This window comes from Brucella sp. RRSP16 (assembly GCF_052246815.1).
GTDB lineage: Bacteria > Pseudomonadota > Alphaproteobacteria > Rhizobiales > Rhizobiaceae > Brucella > Brucella intermedia.
Genome location: NZ_JBQQAM010000010.1, coordinates 53,201 through 72,686 on the forward strand (window position 1 = coordinate 53,201; position 19,486 = coordinate 72,686).

The window sequence follows — 19,486 nt, forward strand, 5'->3', positions numbered from 1 at the left end:
TCCGTGAAGGAGAATTTGGGTGATTATCTCCGACGTTTCGGCAGGAAACGGGCGGCAGCCGGTGGCTGACCTGCTCGACATTATAAAACGCAGAAAAATGATGCTGATCGTGCCGGTGGTCGCGGGCATTGGCGTCGGTTTTGCAGGCTATCTCACAGCGCCGGTCAGTTATGTGTCGGAGTCCGTGCTGGTGCTGGATATGCGGCGGTTGCAGGCGCTTCCCAATGAAAGCGCCATCACGCCGTTGCCGCAGGACAGTCCCGTTCTGCGTTCGGAACTCGATATCATCAATTCCCGCATGATGGCGCGCAAGGTCATCGACATATTGCAAGCGGAGAACATAACCGTGCCGACGCAATTCCGTTCGCGAACGGTTTTATCGTCCGCCTCGGATGCGGCTTCGCAGGCCAAAGGCGCACGCGAGGTCGATCCAGCCTTGCGTGAGCGCCAGCAGATAGACCTGCTTCTTTCGCGGTTGCGCGTCACCAATGACGGACGGTCCTACACGATCTTCATTTCCTATCGCGCATCCGACCGGGTCTATGCGGCGCAGGTCGCCAATGCGTTCGCCACCGCCTATCTCGACCACCAGATCGACGTGCAGCAATCGGCAACGCGGCGCATCAGCGAGTGGCTTGGCGACAAGCTTGGAAACTTGCGCAGCGACCTTGAAAGTGCGGAACGTGCGGCGGAAGAATTCCGCCAGAAGTCGCGGCTTGCGGGGGATCAGGGGCAGATCAGCTTTCAGGCCCAGCGCGTTGCGGCGCTGAACAGCGAGATCGTCGCCGCGACGGGCGCCGTTTCGCTTGCCGAGGCGCGGCTGCGCACGGCGGAAGAACTGAAGGACAAGGATGAAGCGCCCGCGCTGGCTGAAGTTTTGGCGTCGCCCGCGATCCAGACCTTGCGCAGCGAGCAGGCGCGCGTCGAGCGGCAGCTTGGCGAATTGCAGTCGAATGGTGCGCTGAAGAGCGCCGAAATTCCCGTGCTGAAAGCCGAACAGGAAGCATTGAAACAGCAGATTTCCAGCCAGGTCGGTGATATCATCAAAAGCCTTGGCAACGAAATCCAGATAGCGCGCCAGCGGCGCAGCGGACTGGAGGAAGCCTTGAAGAAGGCGGAGGCCGACCTTGCCGAAGCCAATCAGGCGCAGGTGAAAGCCGTGCAGCTTGACCGTGAAGCCAATGCCAGCCGCACGGTCTATGAAAGCTATCTGACGCGTTACAAGCAACTGATCGAGCAGGACGGCATGGCTGCGCCGGAAGCGCAGATGATTTCTCCGGCGGAACCGGCAATGGCCAAGGCCAGCCCGAACCTGCCCAACTGGCTGTTGCTGGGGCTGGGGCTTGGCGGGCTCGTTGCGCTTGCTGGCACGATGCTGAAGGAAACATTCGACAAGATCAGGCCCGCACAGACGGCATCGCTGGTGCTGCCCGGCATTCCGGCGGCGACGCTGCTGCCGGTCTCGCCGCAGATGACCGTGCCGCTTCTGGTCAATCGCGGTCTCGATCCGGCAAGCCCGTTCGGTCGCGCCATCAAGTCCGTGCATGATCGTGTTCGGGCGCTGACGCGCGGTCGGGATTCGCTGGCGCTTTCGGTGGTTTCCCTGTCCAGCGGCGAGGGAAAGACACTGCTAATCACCGCGCTCGCACAACAGATCGCCGCCACCGGACTGACGGTTGCAGTCATCGACGCGACCCACAGGCGGTCGGGGCTGGCGGAGGCTTTCGGGCTGCCGCACAATGATCTGGGCGGTGTGTCTACCGGACGGCAGCTCACCGGCGCGACGCTCGTGCACGACCATGGCTCCGGCATCGATATCATCAAGCCGAACAGCCTGATGCGCGAGGGAGACTGGCTGGCCGAACTGATTGCCCAGCTTCGCGCCGATCACAAGATCATTCTCGTCGATCTTCCGGCGGTCATGGAAGACAAGCGCTCGGTTCTCCTTTCGCGGGCAACCGATACGGCGCTGCTCGTGGTCCAGTCAGACCGCCAGGACCAGCTTGCAACCAATGCGCTGATACAGACGATGGCCTCCTTCGGGCGCAAGCCGGCGCTGGCGGTGGTGAACCAGAACATTGCGTCCTATCGAAGCTGGATCACGCTTCCCGTCGCGCTGTGCGGGCTGGGCCTGCGCAAGACGGGGCAGGCTTTAGGCGGCATTTTCTCGCGGCGGCGAAAGCCGGTCGCAGGCAGCGTTCAGGAACAGGCGTGAGGGCAAGCCAATGGCACACAGGATCATGAAAAACCGCATCGCCGCCCATCTGCGGGCCACCATGCTCGCGGGGCTCATTCTGGCTGGCGGAAGCTTCGCCGCGCTTGGCGAAGGGCAGGCCTACCGGGTCGGGGCCAACGACGTGTTGCAGGTGACAGTTTATGGCCAGCCTTCCCTGACGGGTCTTTACCCCGTCGATGTGGACGGCAATATCGGCTATCCGATCGTGGGCAATATTCCGGTGAGCGGGCTCACGATCAACGAGATCGGCGAGAAAATTGCCGGGTCGCTGTCGCAGCACATTCCCGGCCTGACGGTCACCGCAACCATCAACCAGTACGCGCCGGTGTTTGTCGTCGGCGACGTGAAGGCGCCGGGAAAATACCAGTTCCGGCCCGGCATGGTGGCTCTTGAACTGATGGCGCTGGGCGGCGGGGCCGGCAAGGCGGAGACGCCGGCGCTGACCGCCGGGATGCAGCTTATCACCGTCCAGCAGGAATATGTGGATCTGCAGATGCAGATCACCGCCATGACGATACGGCGCGCCCGCTTCGAGGCGGAACTGAACGGCACGGAATTCAACTATGTCCTTCCCGAACAGCCCGCCGCCAGCAAGGAAACGGCGGCGCTGACGCAGCAGATGCTGGACGGGGAAAAGACCGTCTTCAATGTCCGCCGCAACAATCTCGCCGCTGAACGTCAGGCGCTGGAAGCGCAGGCCGCGAGCTATGGCGACGAAATAGAGACCTTGCAGCAGAGCATCAAGCTGCACGACACGGAAATCGGGCTGTTGCAGGAGAATGTGGATTCCAGCAAGTCGCTGGTGGATCGCGGGCTGGCCGCCAGGTCCAACCTGCGCGACATGGAGCGCGATCTGTCGGCGACCCGGCGTGCCGCGCTGGAGCTTGCCTCCTTCCTCGCGCGGGCGAGGCAGAACCAGCTTGCCATGCAGCAGCGCATCGCCAATCTGGACGAAATCCGCAAGAGCGAGGCTGCGACCGCCTTGCAGGACATAGACCTCAACATTGCCCGGATGGAGCGCCGCAGCAATGCGCAGCTTCAGACCATGGCCGAAATCGCCAAGTCCTCCGGCAATATCGCCTCGTCCACGCTGCGCCAGAAGCTGATCTTCTCGATCAGCCGCATCGTTGATGGAAGTTTCCAGGATATCGTTGCCGATGAGCGCACGGAGATCAGGCCCGGCGATATCCTGCGCGTCGAGCTCGACATGGGCAGGGTCGGCGGCTCGCCCTCATAGGGCGAGCTTTTTCTCCAGTCAGGATTAGGAATTTTTCAGCGCCGGTTTTCAGGCCGCGACAGGATCGGCGGTTTCCCGCACCCAATCGCGATAGACGTCACGCAGGCCGTCTTCCAGACGGATACGCGGTTTCCAGCCAAGCGCCCGCATGCGCGACGTGTCGAGAAGCTTGCGCGGCGTGCCGTCGGGCTTGCTGAGATCATGCTCGAAGCGGCCCTCATAGCCGACGGCGCGGGCGACGGTCAGCGCCAGGTCCCTGATCGAAATCTCGTCACCCGTTCCGATATTCATCGGCTCGATGCCGTCATAGAAGCGCAGCATGTGCAGGCAGGCATCGGCAAGGTCGTCCACATGCAAAAATTCCCGCAAGGGCTTGCCGCTGCCCCACAGCGTGACGTGATCGATGCCGCGCATCTTGGCCTCATGAATCCGCCGGATCAGAGCTGGCAGCACATGCGAGCTTTCGGGATCGAAATTGTCGTTCGGGCCGTAGAGATTGGTCGGCATCGCCGTCATAAAGCGGTTGCCATATTGCCGCGCGCAGGCCTCGGCATATTTCAGCCCGGCGATCTTGGCGATGGCATAGGCTTCATTTGTCGGCTCCAGAGGTCCGGTCAGCAGTGCGTCCTCGGTGAGCGGCTGCGCCGCGTCGCGGGGATAGATGCAGCTTGAGCCGAGCCATAAGAGTCGCTCGACGCCGTTCTGGTGGGCGGCGCGGATGAGGTTCATGCCGATGGCGAGATTGTCGTAAAGAAAATCCGCCGGATATTGCGAATTGGCCAGGATGCCGCCGACGCGGGCGGCGGCGATGATGATGACATCCGGTTTGCGGCCGCTGATGAAATTTTCCGTCGGTCCCTGCCGGGTCAGGTCGAGCGTGTTATGCGCGGCAGTGATGATGTCGCAATCCGTGCCTTGCAGGCGGCGAAGGATGGCCGAACCGACCATGCCCGTATGCCCGGCAACGAAGATCTTCTTGCCTTCGAGCGAATAGAGAGGGGCGATCTCAGCCGTAGAAGTCATTGCGCCCGACCTCCCGCATGATGTTGCGCAAATCCCAGTCGACCATTTCGGCGACGAGATTGTCGAAGCCGGTCGTATGCTGCCAGCCGAGGCGGTTTTTCGCCTTGGAGGCATCGCCGAGCAGGAAATCGACTTCGTTCGGGCGGAAATAGCGCGGATCGATCTCGATCAGGCAATTGCCGGATTTGCGGTCGCGGCCAATCTCCTCCACGCCGTCGCCCTGCCATTCGATCTCCTTGTCGACCGCCTTGAAGGCGTGTTCGACAAATTCACGCACCGTATGCGTTTCGCCGGTGGCAAGCACATAATCGTCGGGAACATCCTCCTGCAGGATGCGCCACATGCCCTCGACGTAATCACGGGCATGGCCCCAGTCGCGGCGGGCATCGAGATTGCCGAGGCGAAGCCTGTCCTGAAGGCCGCGTTCGATTGCCGCGACGGCCCGTGTGATCTTGCGGGTGACGAAGGTCTCGCCGCGTAGCGGGCTTTCGTGATTGAACAAAATGCCGTTGGAAGCATGGAAGCCATAGGCGTCGCGATAATTGACCGTTGTCCAGTAGGCATAGAGCTTCGCGGTCGCGTAAGGACTGCGCGGCGCAAAAGGCGTCTGTTCGTTCTGGGCCGTGGGAGAGCTGTTGCCGAAAAGCTCCGATGTGGAAGCCTGGTAGAAGCGGCATGTCTTGCCGAGCCCCAGAATGCGCATGGATTCAAGCAGGCGAAGCGTGCCGAGCGCATCGGCATTTGCCGTATATTCAGGCGTTTCAAAGCTCACCTGCACATGGCTCTGGGCGCCGAGATTGTAAATCTCGTCGGGCCGCACTTCCTGAATGACCCGGCACAGATTGGTCGCATCCGTCAGATCGCCGAAATGCAGGCGAAAGCGAATGTCCTCCTCGTGCGGGTCCTGATAGAGATGGTCGATGCGGGCCGTGTTGAACGAGGAAGACCGCCGTTTCAGGCCATGCACGCGATAGCCTTTCTTGAGCAGAAGCTCGCTTAGATAAGCGCCGTCCTGTCCGGTCACACCGACGATGAGAGCTGTTTTCTCCTGCAAGACCCTGCCTCCGATCAGAAACTCGATGAAGCCATGTTAGCGATTTCCGGCGCGGGCAGAACGGCTCCAAAACGGCAATCGCGGGCGGTAACCTCCCTCTTAGGATGAGGCTTGCGGCGCGCCCGGCATGGCCTGTTTCACCCAAAGAGGTAGGCGGTTCGCCCGCTGTCGGTGCCTGCCATGCCTTTGTGTTTCTTGCGGGTTCTGCTGCGCTGTTGCGATCCTCTGCTCTAGAGAAACATGCACAGGAAGCAAAATCATGCGTGTGGTGCTTGCCAATCGTTACTACTATCCGGACCAGTCGGCGACGAGCCGGATGGTGACGAGCCTTGCCCATACGCTGGTGCGCGAAGGCATCGAAACGACGGTGCTGGCAAGCCGCAGCTATCACGACCGGCGAAAGGACGTGCTCCCGGCGCGCGAGACCATCGGCGGCGTGGATGTGCACCGCATATGGACCTCCGGCTTCGGTCGCGGCAAGCTCGTGGGGCGTGCGGTCGATTATGCGACCTTCCATCTGTCCGCTGCCGCATGGTTCGCGTCCAATGCCAAGAAGGACGATGTCTGCGTCGTCTGCACCGATCCGCCGCTTCTGTCGGTTTCCGCTGCGCTGCCCGTCCGTCTTCGCCGGGCAAAGCTGGTCAACTGGGTGATGGACCTCTTTCCCGAAACGGCGATGGAACTGGGGCTCATCAGGTCCAATACGGTTTCCGGCAGGCTTGCCCTCATCCTGCGCAACTGGTCGATGCGCCAGTCGGCGCTGACCATCTGTCCGATCGAGCGCATGGCGCATTATCTTTCGACGCGAGACATTCCGGCGGAAAGCCTGAGCGTGGTTCACCACTGGGCCGACCGAAACGAGATCGTTCCGGTGGAACCCGCGCAAAATCCGCTCCGTCGCGCCTGGGGCCTCGGGCGCAAATTCGTCATCGGCTATTCGGGCAATTTCGGGCGCGCGCACGAGTTTCAGACGGTGCTCGATGCAGCCGAGCGGCTCAAGCACATGAAAAGCATCGTTTTCCTGATGATCGGCGAGGGGCAGCAGCGCGGTTTCGTCGAAAGCGAGGTCAGGCGGCGGGGTCTCACCAATGTGATGATGAAGCCGTTCCAGCCCGTGGCAAAGCTTTCCGAAAGCCTTGGCGCGGCCAATGTGCATCTGGTTTCGCTGAAGCCGGAACTGGAACATTGCATCGTTCCCAGCAAGTTCTACGGCGTGCTTGCCGCCGCCCGCCCGACGATCTTCATCGGCGACACGGAAGGCGAGATCGGCACGATTGTCCGCGATTTCCAGTGCGGCATGGCGTTGAGGCCGGGCGATGTCGATGCGCTGGTCGACGCAATCCTTCATCTGCGCCATTCGCCGGTCGGACGCATGTCGATGGGCAACAATGCCCGCTATTTGATGGAAACCGCCTATTCGCGTGAATATGGCGCAGCCGTCTGGCAGTCTGCCATCTCGCGGCTTGAGGAAAAGGTGGTGCCGCAGGCCATGCCGGTTCTCGACCGCCAGTTCCAGCCGAGGGAACTGTGATGGAAGGCTCGGTCGTTGTCAGCCAGCTTGGCGCGCGCCGGCATTATGCGGTCCCGCGCATTTTCGCAAACAATCAGAGGCTGGCGCATTTCTATACGGATATCTGCGCCTTTCAGGGATGGCCGCGTCTGCTTGGCAACGTTCCGCCCAATGCGCTCCCATCCTCGGTGCGGCGGCTAGTCGGGCGCAAGCCGCAGGGAATCCCACTGAAGCAGATGACGACCTTTCCGGTTTTCGGACTGCATTCCGCTATCCGCAGGCTGGCGAACCAGACCGGGCCGAAATCCACCGCCAATGCGATCTGGGCGGGCGAAACATTCGGCAGGCTGGTCGCCGAAAGCGGTTTCCACGGCGCGGGCGGGGTCTATGCGTTCAGCGGCGAAGCCGTGGAAGTGCTGTCGGCTGCGCGGAAAGCGGGGCTGTGGACCGCTGTCGATCAGGTAATCGCGCCGCGCGCGATTGTCGATCGGCTGGGGCAGGAAGAGGAATTGCTGAATCCGGGCTGGCAATTGCCGGTCGAAGACGATGGCTATTCCGAGGCTTTCGCGGAACGTGAGCGAACCGAATGGCAGCTCGCCGATCTGGTCGTGTGTCCGTCGCCTTTCGTTGCCCGTCATGTTGCCGTAGAAGGCGGCGCGCCCGAAAAGATCGTCGTGGTCCCGACCGGGGTCGATACACGCTTCCAGATCGAACGGAAGGCGCGGGCGCCGGGCAAATTGCGCGTGTTGACGGTGGGCGCGGTGGGGTTGCGCAAGGGCTCGCCCTATGTCGGCGCGGTTTCAAAGCTGCTGGCGGGGCAGGCGGAGTTCCGGATGGTGGGGCCGCTGGAACTCCTGCCCGAGGCGCAGGCAAAACTGGCTGCAACGGTTGAACTGACCGGCCCCATCCCGCGCAGCGAAATGCGCAAGCAGTTTGAATGGGCCGATGTTTTCCTGCTTCCGTCCTTGTGCGAAGGGTCGGCGATTTCCGTTTATGAAGCATTGGCCGCGGGGCTGCCCGTGATCTGTACCGAAAATACCGGCAGCGTGGTTCGCAACGGTGTCGATGGCTACATCGTGCCGATCCGCGACGTGCGGGAGACGGCCGAAATCTTGCGGGAACTGGCGGGCAATCCGGCAGCGCTGGAACGGATGGGGGAAAATGCACGTGAGCGTGCGGCCGATTATACCCTGTCACGCTATGGCGAAAGGCTTGCTGCGGCGATATTTGGGGAGAGGGCGGCATGAACATCGTCCATGTCATCGGCTCCTACGATCCTGCGAAGGGCGGGCCGCAGGCGGTCGTGGTGCGGCTGGCAGCGGCACAGGCGGCGCTCGGCCATGAGGTGACAATCGTAAGCTACAGCGACGATGAGGTGAGCAGGCGCGCTGTCGCGGCGACTGCTGCAATTCCCGGGTTCGACAGGGTGCGCACCCTGTTGCTGCCAATGCCCGATCTGCGCGAAACGCTGTCTGGAAGCGCCGCAGCGAAGGCGATGGAAGCGCTGTTGCGGGCCACGGATTTCGTGCATCTGCATGGCGTGTGGGAAACCAATCTGTTGCGCGCATCGATGCTCTGCCGCCGCTTTTCCGTGCCCTATTGCGTGTGCTGCTGCGGGATGCTCGACGTGTGGAGCATGCAGCAAAGCGCGTGGAAGAAGAAACTCGCGATGAGGCTGGGGTTTCGCCGGATGCTCGACGGCGCGGCCTTTATTCATGCGCTGAATGCGGATGAGATCGAGCTGATGCGGCCCCTTGGCCTGAAGGCTCCGCCGGTGATTATCCCGAACGGGATTTTTCTGAACGAGGTGGAGGGGGGAGAGGCCGATGTGGGCGGCTTGCCCGGACGGCCCTATGTGCTGTTTCTGTCGCGGCTTCACTACAAGAAGGGTCTCGACATTCTTGCCGATGCCTTTCGCCGGGTTGCACCCCTGTTTCCCGATGTCGATCTGGTGGTGGCTGGTCCTGATGGCGGGGCGGAAGACGAATTTCGCGAGCGTATCCGTCAATACGGGCTGCAAGAGCGCGTGCACATGACCGGCGGGCTTTACGGCCCGGCCAAGATCGCCGCCCTCAAACGAGCGGCCTGTTTCTGCCTGCCCAGCCGTCAGGAGGGGTTCAGCGTCGCCATTACCGAAGCGCTTGCCTGCGGCGTGCCGGTGGCGATTACCGATGCCTGCCATTTTCCAGAGGTGGGCGAGGCGGGCGCCGGTATTGTTTCCCCGCTCGATCCGATGGCGGTCGCTGCGGCGCTTGAGCGGATTCTGGAAGACCCGGATCGCGCGGCGCGGATGGGTGTCGCCGGTGCAAAACTGGTGCGCGACAATTACACCTGGCCGCGCATCGCGGTCCAGACGATTGCGGCCTATCAGGATTTTCAATCCCAAAAGCTGGACGCGGTTGCGAGCCGCAAGGCGCTCCGGTCCGTTACTGCAAGCTGAGGGTCAGGGCTTTCGCCGTGGCCGCACCGGCTTGGCCGGATTGCCCGCATAGACCATCCACGGTTCCATGTCGCGGAAACTGACCCCGCGTGCGCCCAGAACCGCCCCTTCACCGATATTCACCCCCGGTCCGACGAAGGCTTCTGCCGCAACCCAGCCATAGGCGCCGACATGAATGGGCGCCGCCGTCAACGGAAAGTCGGCCTGATCGATATTGTGTCCGGCCGTGCACAGATGCGCGCGCTGCGAGACAATGGCGAAAGGCGCAAGCGTCACATGGGCCACGTTGTAGCATAGCGCGCCGGGACCAAGCGATGAATGCGCGCCCATGGTCAGGTTGCCCGGCCACCAGATGCGGGCGCTGCCGCGCACGATGGCCGTCTTGTGCAGCCTCGCGCCGAAGGCGCGCAGCACCGCGCCGCGCCAGCGCCACAGGAAGGACGGTGTCCATGCGGCGAGCAGCAGCCAGCTTGCCTGCCAGCACAGGCGCTGGACGCGATGCCCGAGCGTGAAGGTCGCCCCGCCCTCAAGCGGACGCGAGGCATTCATTCTGCCCCTGATGCCTTCTCCGAGTGCATTATGGTTCGACGTTACGGTCATGATGACCATCCTTCCTGAAGCTTGCCGCCATGCGATGCCGGAAGCGGCAGGTGAATCGATCGATTGCGGATCACGCAGAACGAAAGAACGGGAATGAGGAACAATGACATGTGAATCCAGACCGGCACGACCCAATCCGTGTGGTGGGAAATGGAATGCATGGCCGGGACGATGGAAAGCATGTAAACGAGCTGGCCCAGCATCTCGCCCGCCATCGCGGTTTCCCAGAGCCTGCGCATCGCCCAGGCGAGCACCAGGAATTTCAGCGCGCCGAAATACCAGAACGACGAAAATGCGTCGACCAGCCCGGTCTCGGTGGTGCCGGTCAGCGGATTGTAATCGCGGCTGGGTTCGGGGACGTTGAGATAGAGCGCTTCCTTGACGTCGCCGCCGACGAGCTGCGCCGGAACGAATGTGAAGATGATCCGGTTCCAGTGATATTTGCCGTAGTCGAATTCCAGCCGCCGGTCGATTTCATCGATGCGCTGTACGGCATTGCGCATTTCGGGGCCACCGCGCTCAAGGGTGCTGCGGAAATTGGCGGCATAGTCGATTTCCAGAATCTCATCGAGAACGAAACTCGCATCCGTGCGGGTGACCTGACGATAATCGCCCATGCTGGTCATCAGGAAAGTACCGGCGAGGATGCCGATCGCCATGACGGTTCGAGGCACGACGATCCGCCGGTAGAACCAGAAGGCGAGAAGGAACATGAGGACGAGCTGAATTGTCTCTGCCCGTTTTCCCGTCACCAGAATCCGGTCCAGATAGAAAACCAGATCGAACAGGATGATCGCCAGCGCCGACCATGAGGGACGCCGCGCAAAGCACAAGACGGCGATGGCAAGACCATAGGGCATGAGCTGCGCGAAGAAGAGATAGACAACCGGCATTCCGGTCATCTGCATGCCGATGGAGACATCTCCGGGAAGGCGGCTCAGGAGAAAATAGAAGACGGCGCCGAAAGCCGACAGCCCGGCTGCGGCCCAGATCAGCCGCCGCTCGCTGAAACTCATGCGGAGAAACCGGATCGGCTTTTTCGTCATCCGCCACCCGATCACAAGCATTGCGAATGACAGGATGCCCATGATCATCGTCTTGGCATAAGCGCCGGAAGGCAGGAACTGGTCATAGACGAGGGCCGGGAGCTGCGGCAGCAGGAAACCGAACGTCATCACCCCGGCAAGGAAGGGAAACTGATACATGCGTTCCGGCCGGGAGAAGAGGCCGCCAGCCAGAAGGTAGAGGACGAAGCCGACAAAGATCCAGGTGAGCGACAGGTTCATTGCGTGACCCCCGCCGCAGCGCATGTGTCTGAAAGGTCGGGCGCGGGTTCGCCCGCGGAAAGATCGTGCGGGAAAATGCGGCCCGAAACCAGATACCAGCCGAGCTTCACATATTCCTTGACGACGAGTTCCATGTCTGCGGGCGTTGCCGGAAAGCCGGGGCGTCCGTCATCGCCGCCGATGGGTGACGAGATGAAGCGCATCTGCGGGCAGGCGGCGCGAAAGCTCGCTATGGCCCGGCGCGAGTGATACCAGTTGGTTACGACCAGTGCGCTTCTGGCCCGGATTTCGCGCAGGACGGGGGCGGAAAATTGCGCATTCTGCCAGGTGCTGCCCGACTGGCATTCGACGAAGATCGCCGACGGGTTCACGCCGTTGCGCACCATGATCCGCTTGTTATAGAGGCAGTCGCCATCGCCGGTAACGAGGATCACCGGCGAGCGGCCTTCCTTCCACAGGCGGGCGGCCTGCGCCGCGCGGGGCGGGCCGTCTCCTCCCGGCACTACGATGACATCTGCCCTTCCGCCATCGTCCTGCAAGGTCAGGACCGGTTGCGAGAAGAACATCGCGGCAATCCCGAACAGGATGGCGCAGGGCAGAACGACGAGAAGCATCATACCATACGCCGTTCTGGTGCTTCGGTTTCCAGCGGTTGCCTCGCCGGAGTTGCTTCCGGGAGGGTGGCCAACCGGCGCTGGCGTTGCTCTTCCATTTTGACCACGATCATGAACTCGTAGGCCGAAAGCAGGCGGCAATAGAGATAGCCGGGCTTGCCGTCCAGAAAGCCGCCGCGCAGCAGGTACATGTAGAGGAAGCGCAGGCCCGGCCTGAACGGCATATGATAGGAAAGCGATTTCAGCGCCCGCCGCCGCCGTTCCGGCGCTGCCGAAAGCATGCCGCCCCAGTCGATCTTGCGTTCGAGCTGACGCGAGGCGGACAGATCAGCCTCGGCGGAAGAATAGCGGTTATGCTTGTCGTACCAGGCTTCGAGGCCCTTGTTGAAGCTGTAATGGATAAAATGGGCCTGCAAGGCACCTTCCGGCCCGCCGCTGGCGCGCGAATGCACCGAGCGTTCGAACCGCACGCGGTCCGGCCTCACCAGCCGTGTGATCCAGGTGGGGTAGAGGCTGGCATGACGAATCCAGCGCCCCATGAACATGTTCTTGTAACGCGCCTTGAAGAACACCTCCGGCCGGTCGGCGTCGGCGGCGATTGCCAGCATTTCGTCACGCAGGTCCGGCGGGGTGATCTCGTCCGCGTCAGGCGTGTAAACCCAGTCATGCTTGAATTTGATTTCCGTCAGGCCATACATGCGCTGGCGGTCCTCGGTGTCGTAGGCGCGCTGGAAGACGCGGGCGCCTGCTGCCCTGGCGATTTCGACCGTGCGGTCGCTGCTGAAGGAATCGAGCACGACGATATCGTCGCACCAGTCCAGAGATGCCAGGCAGGCTGGCAGGTTGGCCTCTTCGTTCAGCGTCATGATGAGTACGGAAACATTCATGAAGTTGCCCCGGGATAAGTGATTTTGGGTTTGGTGGCCGGATTGGCCTCGGCCATTGAGGCGGCGACGGCCTGACGCGGACCTCTGGTCATGTGCAGTACGAAAAGCGTGTGCGTCGCAGCGGGGATCGCCAGCGCCAGAAGCATCGGCCAGACGGGCATGTCGAACCGGACGGCGACATAGGCGACGGCACCGGCGATGAGGTTGAGCCCCATGATGGCGACGGCTGTTTGCCCGCAGGAAAGCCCTGCATCCATCAGCAGATGATGCAGATGCTGCCGGTCTGGCGAGAAGGGGCTTCGGCGCGCCGACATGCGGCGCACGATCAGGCTCAGCGTATCGATGACCGGCACGATGACGATCCAGATCAGGACGGGAAAGGGGACGGCGGCTGTTCGGCTTGCGAGGATGAGGATAAATCCGGCAAGGGCTGCGCCCAGAAAGGTGCTGCCGCCATCGCCGAGGAAAAGGCTTGCCTTCGCGCGCCAGCGGTGCCGCATGTTGAAGACCAGAAAGCCGAGACAGGCGGCGGCAATGGCGAGAGCCTGCAGGCCGAGGCGATGCTCGCCTACGCCGAAGCCGATGACGGCCAGCCAGAAGAAGGCGGCGGCGCTCGCCGATCCCGCCAGTCCGTCGACGCCATCGCTCATATTGACCGCGTTGACGAGGCCGACAATGAAAGCAAGCGCGATGAAGAGGAAAAGCGGTCCGGTAAGAAGCTGGATCAGCATGTCCGCGGGGGGCGCTGCGGGCGTTGCGATCCCGTCGGAGGCAAGGCCCAGATAGATCTGCCAGACCCTGGCCATGCCCAGCATCAGGAAGGCTGCCAGCAGCTGAATCGCAAGGCGTGGCGCTACGGGCAGATTGAAGCGGTCATCGAGAACGCCGGTAACGAGGATCAGCACCAGCCCCGGCAGCAGGGTCACGGCATTGGCTTGACCGGAAACGCCGAGCGCCAGCAGCGCGGCAACGGAAAACGACAGAAAAATGGCGATTCCTCCACAAAGCGGGACATTTCCGTCATGCGTCTTGCGGGCGTCCGGGACGTCGATGAGATACCATTCGCGTGCCAGCCCGCGAAAGCCGAGGCAAAAGGCCACGGAAAGGACAAAGGCCAGAAGCGTGATCCAGAAAAGACTCGCCATGTCTCCTCCAAGGCGTGTGCAAAAGGGCGCGTGCAAAAGATAGAACTCGGCAAATTTTTACGCACTGCGACCCGGGTCCACGACTTGGCTTTAGAGCGTGCCGCATACTCCTTTCAGGTCGGGTGCTAACACCAAGGGCGACATTTCGTGCCTGTCGCAAAAGACTATTCTGGGCGGAACCGGGAAGATTGCGCCTGCGGGCGCTGCTGCCGGATTGAAATGGATGGGGGACGAAAAGGTGACACGAAAACCGCCGGCCGCGCCGGGGAACACCACTTGTTGGAGCGCATCATGAATGGCGGTCGCAGAGGCTTTCTCATGGCGGCGCTGGAGCAGTATGCGGGGCTGCTCTTCAACTTCGTGACGGTTGCTGCGGTATCGCGCTTTCTGGGGCCTGCGGAAACCGGAATGGGTGTGATTGGCCTCAGCCTTACGGCAATCGTGTTTTCACTGCGTGAATTCGCCAGTCCGGAGTTCCTGATCAAGATCGACAAGGTGCGCGATCAGGACATCCAGACTTCGCTTACGTTCCTGATGAGCGTGACGGTCCTGCTGTCCGCCGCCCTCTATCTCTCGCTGGGCTACTTCGCCGAATCCTATAATGATCCGCAACTGAAGCTTTTTCTCAGCATCACGATAGTGGCTGCGCTGGTCGAAAGCCTGTCCTTGCCAATCGTCGCGCTGTTGAGGCGCGAAATGGCCTTTGGAAGACTGGCGCGCATTCGGACCGCAGGCTCCGGGCTCGGGGCACTTGTAACCATTGCCATGGCCTTTTGCGGGTTCGGGCATATGTGTTTTGCCTTCGGCCTGCTGGCAAGCGCGCTGATGACGACGGGGCTGGCGGTTGCGATCCATCCTTTGGGCACCTTGCTGCGCCCATCGCTGGCCAGTTTCGATACGGCCTGGCGGTTCGGAATCTTTCTTGGCGGCAATGCCGGGCTGAACAAGATCTGCATGACGCTTCCGCAGCTCCTGCTCGGGCGCTTCATGCCGATATCGGCGGTCGGAATCTACAATCGTGCCGACACGCTGAGCGGCCTGCCGGACCGCATCATCCTTTCCGCCGTTTTCACGGTTGCGTTTCCGATGCTTTCGGCACAGGTCCGTGAAGGAGCCGATATCAGCCAATCCTATGTACGGGCCTTGTCCTATATCACTGTCGTCTACTGGCCTGCGCAGGCTTTGCTTGCGCTCCTTGCCTATCCGGCGGTGCATATCGTTCTCGGTCCCGGCTGGTCCGAAGCGGCACCCATCGTCGCGATCCTCAGTCTGGCCTGCCTTTTCTGGTTTCCCTCCATCCTGACCTATCCGCTGCTGATGGCATTGGGCCAGAACCGCGAGGCGTTCCTGTCCAACCTGATTTCGCGGCTGGTGGCAGTCACCGTCATCAGCGCCGCCGCTTTCTACGGGCTGCTTGCCGTTGCGCTCGGCCAGTTCATCAGCCTGCCGATCCAGATGGTCATAGCCATCGTGTTCGTGCGCAGGCATGTGGCCTTTTCCTATGCGGTGCTTGGCCGGGCCTTGCTGAGAAGCGGGCTCGTCACGCTGATCACGCTCGCCATACCGCTTGCCATGGTGGCGGCGAACGGCTTTTCGCTCGAAATTCACTGGTCCCGCGGCGTTGTGATGGGCCTCATCGCGGCATTCAGCTGGCTTGGCGCGCTGTTCGTGGTGCGGCATCCCTTCATCATCGAGGTTGAACCGATACTGGGCTGGCTTGCCGGTAAGATCCGGACGCGAAGCGTGCATCCGCCAGCTTCCAGGCTTGCGGAATAGGGCGACGGGTCATGGGCGAAAACAGACTGCCGACGATCGACGTTGTCATCCCCAATTTCAACTATGGCCGCTATCTTTCCCTCTGCGCCAACAGCGTTCTGGGGCAGACAGGCGTCAATGTCCGCCTGCTCATTATCGACAATGCCTCGACCGACAACAGCGTGGAGGTGGCGAAGGGCCTTGCTGCCGGGGACAGCCGTGTGGAGTTGCTGCTGCGCCGGAAGAATCTGGGGCCGCATGCTTCGTTCAACGAAGGCATAGACTGGGCCGCATCGGACTATTTCCTGATCCTGTGTTCGGATGACCTGCTGGCAGGCGGCGCGCTGGAAAGGGCGGCAGGTTTGCTTTCGCAACAGGCGGATGTTCATCTGGCGCACGGTGCGACCGGAAGGATGAAGGGCGATGACGGCGAGCCACCTCTGGCCGTTGCAGACACCGTGCCGGATGAATGGCGAATACGGTCCGGGGAAGAATTCATAGAATTTGCATGCCGGTATGCGGTTAACCCGGTGATCGGTCCGACGGCGGTGGTACGGACCGCGATCCAGAAACAGGCTGGATATTACCGCACGTCGCTTTCCCATACGGACGATCTGGAAATGTGGCTGCGCATCGCCATGCGTGGATGCGTTGCATCGACGAACCGGATACAGGCATTCGCGCGTTCGCACCCGCAGAACCAGTCGGCGGCGGTGAATGGCATCCTGAACTGGAATCGGGAATTCGAGGCCGGTTTCCGGTCGTTTTTCGAGCACGAAGGCGCCAGCCTGCCGCAACGGGACCGGTTGTTCGCGATGGTGCGGGATTGCCTGACCAAGCGCGCCTACTGGTCTGCGATCTCCAGTCTGGCGCGGCAGCCGAAAGTGGCGGGTTCGCTGATGGCGTTTGCGCTGAAGCGGGAGCCCTTACTGGCAGTCATGCCCCCGTTCGACTACCTGTTGAAACGATCCGCCTGGCGAAACGGACGGGGTGCATGATTGGGCCGCGCAATCAGCCTTCTGCGGTGCCGGATCGAGAAAAAGGGCGCGAAGGATTTCTTCCTGCCCGGCCAGCCGGCTTCGATAGCGCTCCACGCCCGCCTCGACTTGTCTGGTCAGGGCCGTTCGCTCCGCAAAGGCAAAATCGATCTGGGAGAGGATGGTTTCGGGGTCGAAACTATCGATCCGGTGGCAGAATGCCGAAAGCCCGGTATCGTGCAGCAAGGCATCGTTCTTGCTCGCATAAGCGAGTGAAATTGCCGGACGCCCCATGGCAAGGGCCGAGACGATATTGTGGTAGCGGCTGGCGACCACGATGTCGGTCCTTGCGATCTGCTGCATGAGGTCGTGCAGGGATGCGGAGGGTTCAAATATCACCTTGCCCGCTTCCGCCGGGCCAAGCTGCTCCAGTATATCGTGCGCCGCCTCCATATCGCCCTTGTCGCCGATCAGCAGCCGGACCTGCCGTCCGTTACCAAGAAGTCTTCTTGCAAGTGTGGTCATTTTGGCGAGGTAATCGGCGTAAACGGCATCCCCGTCACTGCCGTTCTTCTTCCACCCGCGATAGGACATCACACCGATGCCGACACATTGATCCTTTTCATCCTGTCGTCCATCGGGAGCCGTCGGCAGCGCGAAGGCGATATCCGCGCTGACGAAATCGCCGGAAGGAGCGACGCCGAGCTGCTTCATGAAGTCGTGCGAAACCTGATCCCGGTAGGACCGGAAAGCGGCAAGCGTCGAGGCCCAGCGAACGAAGCGCCGGCTCAATGGATGACTGACGGGCCCGGCGCCGATCGACACAAAAATCATGCGCGTGCCGGTAAGCCTCGCCGCAAGGGACCACCGCAGCACCGCGAAAGGCCAGCCGAACGGGTTCTCGTTGAAGTCGTCCAGAATGCCCGTTCCCGGCACGACGATGAGGTCGAGCTGGGAAGCGAGCAGCAGCGCGCAGCAGAAGCCGACCGCTCTGCGCGGAACATGCAGCATGGCCTTGTTTACGGCGCGCAGCAGCCAGTTGGACGGGTAGGGCTGGGAGACCGGACGGGCCGTAAGATCGAACTTCTGCGCAACGATGTCGGGTCTGGAACAGATACAGACAAGTTGTGCGCCGGGGCAATTGCGTTTCAAAAGCTGCAACATGGCCTCCAGCGAACCGTCATTGCCGGTATTGCCGGAACCAAACTGCCCGAAAAGTCCAATTCTCATACGCGTGTCTCCCGCTACAGCTAGAAGCTAATGCCGGACGCGCTGTCGGGAAAACTGGCAGAAGGGTGAACACCATCCTCTATTGTAGGAGGGCATGTACCCCTCATAGCCGAAATGCGCAGCGTTGTGATTTCGATACACTGGCCCGCGGTATATCCATTGCCCCCGATATACCGGAGTAAGGCTTCGAGGGAGTTGTTCCCTCGAAGTCTTGTCTCCCTTGCAAGGTGGGCAACAAGGTTCTGGCCATGAAATGTGCTTACTTTGTCCGTCCTCACATCGGCGGGACCTATTCGGTCTTCACGCGGCTGCGTTCGTCGCTCGGCCAGTCCGGGATCGAGCTTCGCTGGCTTGCGGCGGGCGCTGCTGGCGATACGGTCAACGTGCCAAGCGGGCAGGGGCTTGAGGATGCGCTGCGCAAGGGCGATGCGATCGACCGCATGGGGCTGCTGGACGAAGAAACCCGCGCCCGGCACATGATCGGCTTTCTGCGCGATAATCGCTTCGACGCCGTTTTCGTCAATGTTCTCGCGAACCGTTTTGAAACCAATCTGGTGCGCTATCTGCCCGCCGATATCCTGCGCGTCATGATCGTGCACAACATCACGCCCGGCACCTATGCGGCGGCAAGGGCGATCCGCGATCATGTCCATGCGACGGTCGGCGTTTCAAAGCGCTGCCGCGACGACCTCGTCCGCCAGCACGGTTTCGATGCCGCCCGCACACTGGTCATCCCGCACGGTTTGAACCGGGATATTCATCTGGCGCGCAATGTGACGAAGCAGGACGAAAGCGGGCCGCTGCGCCTGCTTTATCTCGGGCGCATCGAGGACAACTCCAAGGGCATTTTCTGGCTGCCGAACATATTGCGCGAACTCGACTGCCCCTATCACCTGACAGTCGCCGGTGATGGCCCCGACCTGGCGGAACTGCGCCGCCGTCTGGCGCCGTTTGGCGATCACGTCAGCTTTACCGGCTGGGTTGCGCCTTCCGATGTACCGTGGCAGGTGAGCCAGCATGACGTGCTCGTCATGCCCTCGCGCTTCGAGGGGTTCGGCCTGACGCTCATAGAAGCGATGAGCCAGGGTTGCCCCGCTGTTGTATCGAGGATCGCAGGCGTGACCGATACCATCGTCACCGATGGCGAGGACGGGCTCTTGTTCCGCGTCGGCGATTTTCGCCAGGCGGCACGCCATATCGAACGGCTTGCCAGTGACCGGAAACTGCTTGCGGGCATGGCCACCGCCGCCCGGCAGAAGGTGGAAACGGTGTTCGACAATGATGTTGTCGGGCGCGCCTATGCGGGCCTCCTCGAACATCTGGCGGCGGAACGCCCTGCCATCGCCCCGCCGCTGGCGCTTTCGCAATGGGCGATGCCGAACGCGCTTCATTCCAGCCTGCGCAGCCGCCTGCCGAAGCCCGTGAAGAACTGGCTGCGCCAGATGCGCGAGCGCCTGCATGCGGGATGGTCGGCAGCATGACCTGTGAATAG

Annotated in this window: 16 protein-coding genes; 8 read left to right on the forward strand and 8 right to left on the reverse strand. The window is 61.7% G+C overall.

Annotated elements, in window-relative coordinates; all coding sequences use genetic code 11:
- Positions 1 to 19: 19 nt before the first annotated feature.
- Both ACS5UA_RS16365 and ACS5UA_RS16370 read left to right on the forward strand, forming a co-directional pair.
- Positions 20 to 2,215, forward strand: coding sequence for a GumC family protein (locus ACS5UA_RS16365; protein ID WP_273771050.1), 2,196 nt, complete (start codon positions 20 to 22; stop codon positions 2,213 to 2,215).
- Between the two features lie 10 nt (positions 2,216 to 2,225).
- A complete protein-coding gene (locus ACS5UA_RS16370) occupies positions 2,226 to 3,473 on the forward strand; it encodes a polysaccharide biosynthesis/export family protein (protein WP_273771049.1) in 1,248 nt (415 codons plus the stop codon).
- Positions 3,474 to 3,521: 48 nt separating this feature from the next.
- Here the strand turns inward: ACS5UA_RS16370 and ACS5UA_RS16375 are convergent, their stop codons facing one another.
- Complete coding sequence (locus ACS5UA_RS16375) at positions 3,522 to 4,496, reverse strand: GDP-L-fucose synthase family protein (protein WP_273771048.1); 975 nt, start codon at positions 4,494 to 4,496, stop codon at positions 3,522 to 3,524.
- Positions 4,480 to 5,550: a GDP-mannose 4,6-dehydratase gene (gmd, locus tag ACS5UA_RS16380; RefSeq protein ID WP_113464296.1), complete on the reverse strand. Its 1,071-nt coding sequence runs from the start codon at positions 5,548 to 5,550 to the stop codon at positions 4,480 to 4,482. The genes ACS5UA_RS16375 and gmd overlap by 17 nt, the downstream gene beginning before the upstream one ends.
- Before the next feature lie 259 nt (positions 5,551 to 5,809).
- On the opposite strand from gmd, the gene ACS5UA_RS16385 reads away from it, so the two are divergent.
- The 3 genes from ACS5UA_RS16385 to ACS5UA_RS16395 are packed head-to-tail and all read left to right on the forward strand — an operon-like array spanning position 5,810 to position 9,500.
- The gene (locus ACS5UA_RS16385) at positions 5,810 to 7,081 is read left to right on the forward strand and encodes a glycosyltransferase family 4 protein (protein WP_273771047.1); all 1,272 of its coding nucleotides are present in this window, start codon (positions 5,810 to 5,812) and stop codon (positions 7,079 to 7,081) included.
- On the forward strand, positions 7,081 to 8,307 hold the full coding sequence (locus tag ACS5UA_RS16390; RefSeq protein ID WP_273771046.1) for a glycosyltransferase family 4 protein: 1,227 nt from the start codon (positions 7,081 to 7,083) through the stop codon (positions 8,305 to 8,307). Before ACS5UA_RS16385 ends, ACS5UA_RS16390 begins: the two co-directional genes overlap by 1 nt.
- The gene (locus ACS5UA_RS16395) at positions 8,304 to 9,500 is read left to right on the forward strand and encodes a glycosyltransferase (RefSeq protein ID WP_273771045.1); all 1,197 of its coding nucleotides are present in this window, start codon (positions 8,304 to 8,306) and stop codon (positions 9,498 to 9,500) included. The genes ACS5UA_RS16390 and ACS5UA_RS16395 overlap by 4 nt, the downstream gene beginning before the upstream one ends.
- 3 nt (positions 9,501 to 9,503) lie before the next feature.
- Here the strand turns inward: ACS5UA_RS16395 and ACS5UA_RS16400 are convergent, their stop codons facing one another.
- Genes ACS5UA_RS16400 through ACS5UA_RS16420 form a run of 5 tightly spaced genes read right to left on the reverse strand, consistent with a single transcriptional unit; the run spans position 9,504 to position 14,032 of the window.
- A complete protein-coding gene (locus tag ACS5UA_RS16400) occupies positions 9,504 to 10,100 on the reverse strand; it encodes a putative colanic acid biosynthesis acetyltransferase (RefSeq protein WP_006470352.1) in 597 nt (198 codons plus the stop codon).
- Positions 10,097 to 11,386 carry a hypothetical protein gene (locus ACS5UA_RS16405; protein WP_273771044.1) on the reverse strand — a complete coding sequence of 430 codons (1,290 nt, stop codon included), beginning with the start codon at positions 11,384 to 11,386 and terminating at the stop codon, positions 10,097 to 10,099. The genes ACS5UA_RS16400 and ACS5UA_RS16405 overlap by 4 nt, the downstream gene beginning before the upstream one ends.
- Positions 11,383 to 12,000: a YdcF family protein gene (locus ACS5UA_RS16410; RefSeq protein WP_420703407.1), complete on the reverse strand. Its 618-nt coding sequence runs from the start codon at positions 11,998 to 12,000 to the stop codon at positions 11,383 to 11,385. The genes ACS5UA_RS16405 and ACS5UA_RS16410 overlap by 4 nt, the downstream gene beginning before the upstream one ends.
- Positions 12,000 to 12,887 (reverse strand): glycosyltransferase family 2 protein, encoded by an 888-nt coding sequence (locus ACS5UA_RS16415; RefSeq protein WP_273771042.1) that lies wholly within the window; start codon positions 12,885 to 12,887, stop codon positions 12,000 to 12,002. The genes ACS5UA_RS16410 and ACS5UA_RS16415 overlap by 1 nt, the downstream gene beginning before the upstream one ends.
- On the reverse strand, positions 12,884 to 14,032 hold the full coding sequence (locus ACS5UA_RS16420; RefSeq protein WP_273771041.1) for an MraY family glycosyltransferase: 1,149 nt from the start codon (positions 14,030 to 14,032) through the stop codon (positions 12,884 to 12,886). Before ACS5UA_RS16420 ends, ACS5UA_RS16415 begins: the two co-directional genes overlap by 4 nt.
- 291 nt (positions 14,033 to 14,323) lie before the next feature.
- Between ACS5UA_RS16420 and ACS5UA_RS16425 the strand changes: the two genes are divergently transcribed.
- Positions 14,324 to 15,808 (forward strand): oligosaccharide flippase family protein, encoded by a 1,485-nt coding sequence (locus ACS5UA_RS16425; RefSeq protein WP_273771040.1) that lies wholly within the window; start codon positions 14,324 to 14,326, stop codon positions 15,806 to 15,808.
- An 11-nt stretch (positions 15,809 to 15,819) separates the two neighbouring features.
- On the forward strand, positions 15,820 to 16,785 hold the full coding sequence (locus tag ACS5UA_RS16430) for a glycosyltransferase (protein ID WP_273771039.1): 966 nt from the start codon (positions 15,820 to 15,822) through the stop codon (positions 16,783 to 16,785).
- On the opposite strand, the gene ACS5UA_RS16435 is transcribed toward ACS5UA_RS16430, so the two are convergent.
- Positions 16,714 to 17,994 carry a polysaccharide pyruvyl transferase family protein gene (locus tag ACS5UA_RS16435; protein WP_273771038.1) on the reverse strand — a complete coding sequence of 427 codons (1,281 nt, stop codon included), beginning with the start codon at positions 17,992 to 17,994 and terminating at the stop codon, positions 16,714 to 16,716. The two genes, ACS5UA_RS16430 and ACS5UA_RS16435, sit on opposite strands and share 72 nt — an antisense overlap.
- Positions 17,995 to 18,242: 248 nt before the next feature.
- On the opposite strand from ACS5UA_RS16435, the gene ACS5UA_RS16440 reads away from it, so the two are divergent.
- Positions 18,243 to 19,475: a glycosyltransferase family 4 protein gene (locus ACS5UA_RS16440; RefSeq protein WP_273771037.1), complete on the forward strand. Its 1,233-nt coding sequence runs from the start codon at positions 18,243 to 18,245 to the stop codon at positions 19,473 to 19,475.
- Positions 19,476 to 19,486: the final 11 nt, after the last annotated feature.

Coding starts and splice junctions, on each gene's coding strand:
- ACS5UA_RS16370 (WP_273771049.1), top strand. CDS start 2,226: ATGGCACACAGGATCATGAAAAACCGCATCGCCGCCCATCTGCGGGCC.
- ACS5UA_RS16375 (WP_273771048.1), bottom strand. CDS start 4,496: ATGACTTCTACGGCTGAGATCGCCCCTCTCTATTCGCTCGAAGGCAAG.
- ACS5UA_RS16385 (WP_273771047.1), top strand. CDS start 5,810: ATGCGTGTGGTGCTTGCCAATCGTTACTACTATCCGGACCAGTCGGCG.
- ACS5UA_RS16390 (WP_273771046.1), top strand. CDS start 7,081: ATGGAAGGCTCGGTCGTTGTCAGCCAGCTTGGCGCGCGCCGGCATTAT.
- ACS5UA_RS16395 (WP_273771045.1), top strand. CDS start 8,304: ATGAACATCGTCCATGTCATCGGCTCCTACGATCCTGCGAAGGGCGGG.
- ACS5UA_RS16400 (WP_006470352.1), bottom strand. CDS start 10,100: ATGACCGTAACGTCGAACCATAATGCACTCGGAGAAGGCATCAGGGGC.
- ACS5UA_RS16405 (WP_273771044.1), bottom strand. CDS start 11,386: ATGAACCTGTCGCTCACCTGGATCTTTGTCGGCTTCGTCCTCTACCTT.
- ACS5UA_RS16410 (WP_420703407.1), bottom strand. CDS start 12,000: ATGCTTCTCGTCGTTCTGCCCTGCGCCATCCTGTTCGGGATTGCCGCG.
- ACS5UA_RS16415 (WP_273771042.1), bottom strand. CDS start 12,887: ATGAATGTTTCCGTACTCATCATGACGCTGAACGAAGAGGCCAACCTG.
- ACS5UA_RS16420 (WP_273771041.1), bottom strand. CDS start 14,032: ATGGCGAGTCTTTTCTGGATCACGCTTCTGGCCTTTGTCCTTTCCGTG.
- ACS5UA_RS16425 (WP_273771040.1), top strand. CDS start 14,324: ATGAATGGCGGTCGCAGAGGCTTTCTCATGGCGGCGCTGGAGCAGTAT.
- ACS5UA_RS16430 (WP_273771039.1), top strand. CDS start 15,820: ATGGGCGAAAACAGACTGCCGACGATCGACGTTGTCATCCCCAATTTC.
- ACS5UA_RS16435 (WP_273771038.1), bottom strand. CDS start 17,994: ATGAGAATTGGACTTTTCGGGCAGTTTGGTTCCGGCAATACCGGCAAT.
- ACS5UA_RS16440 (WP_273771037.1), top strand. CDS start 18,243: ATGAAATGTGCTTACTTTGTCCGTCCTCACATCGGCGGGACCTATTCG.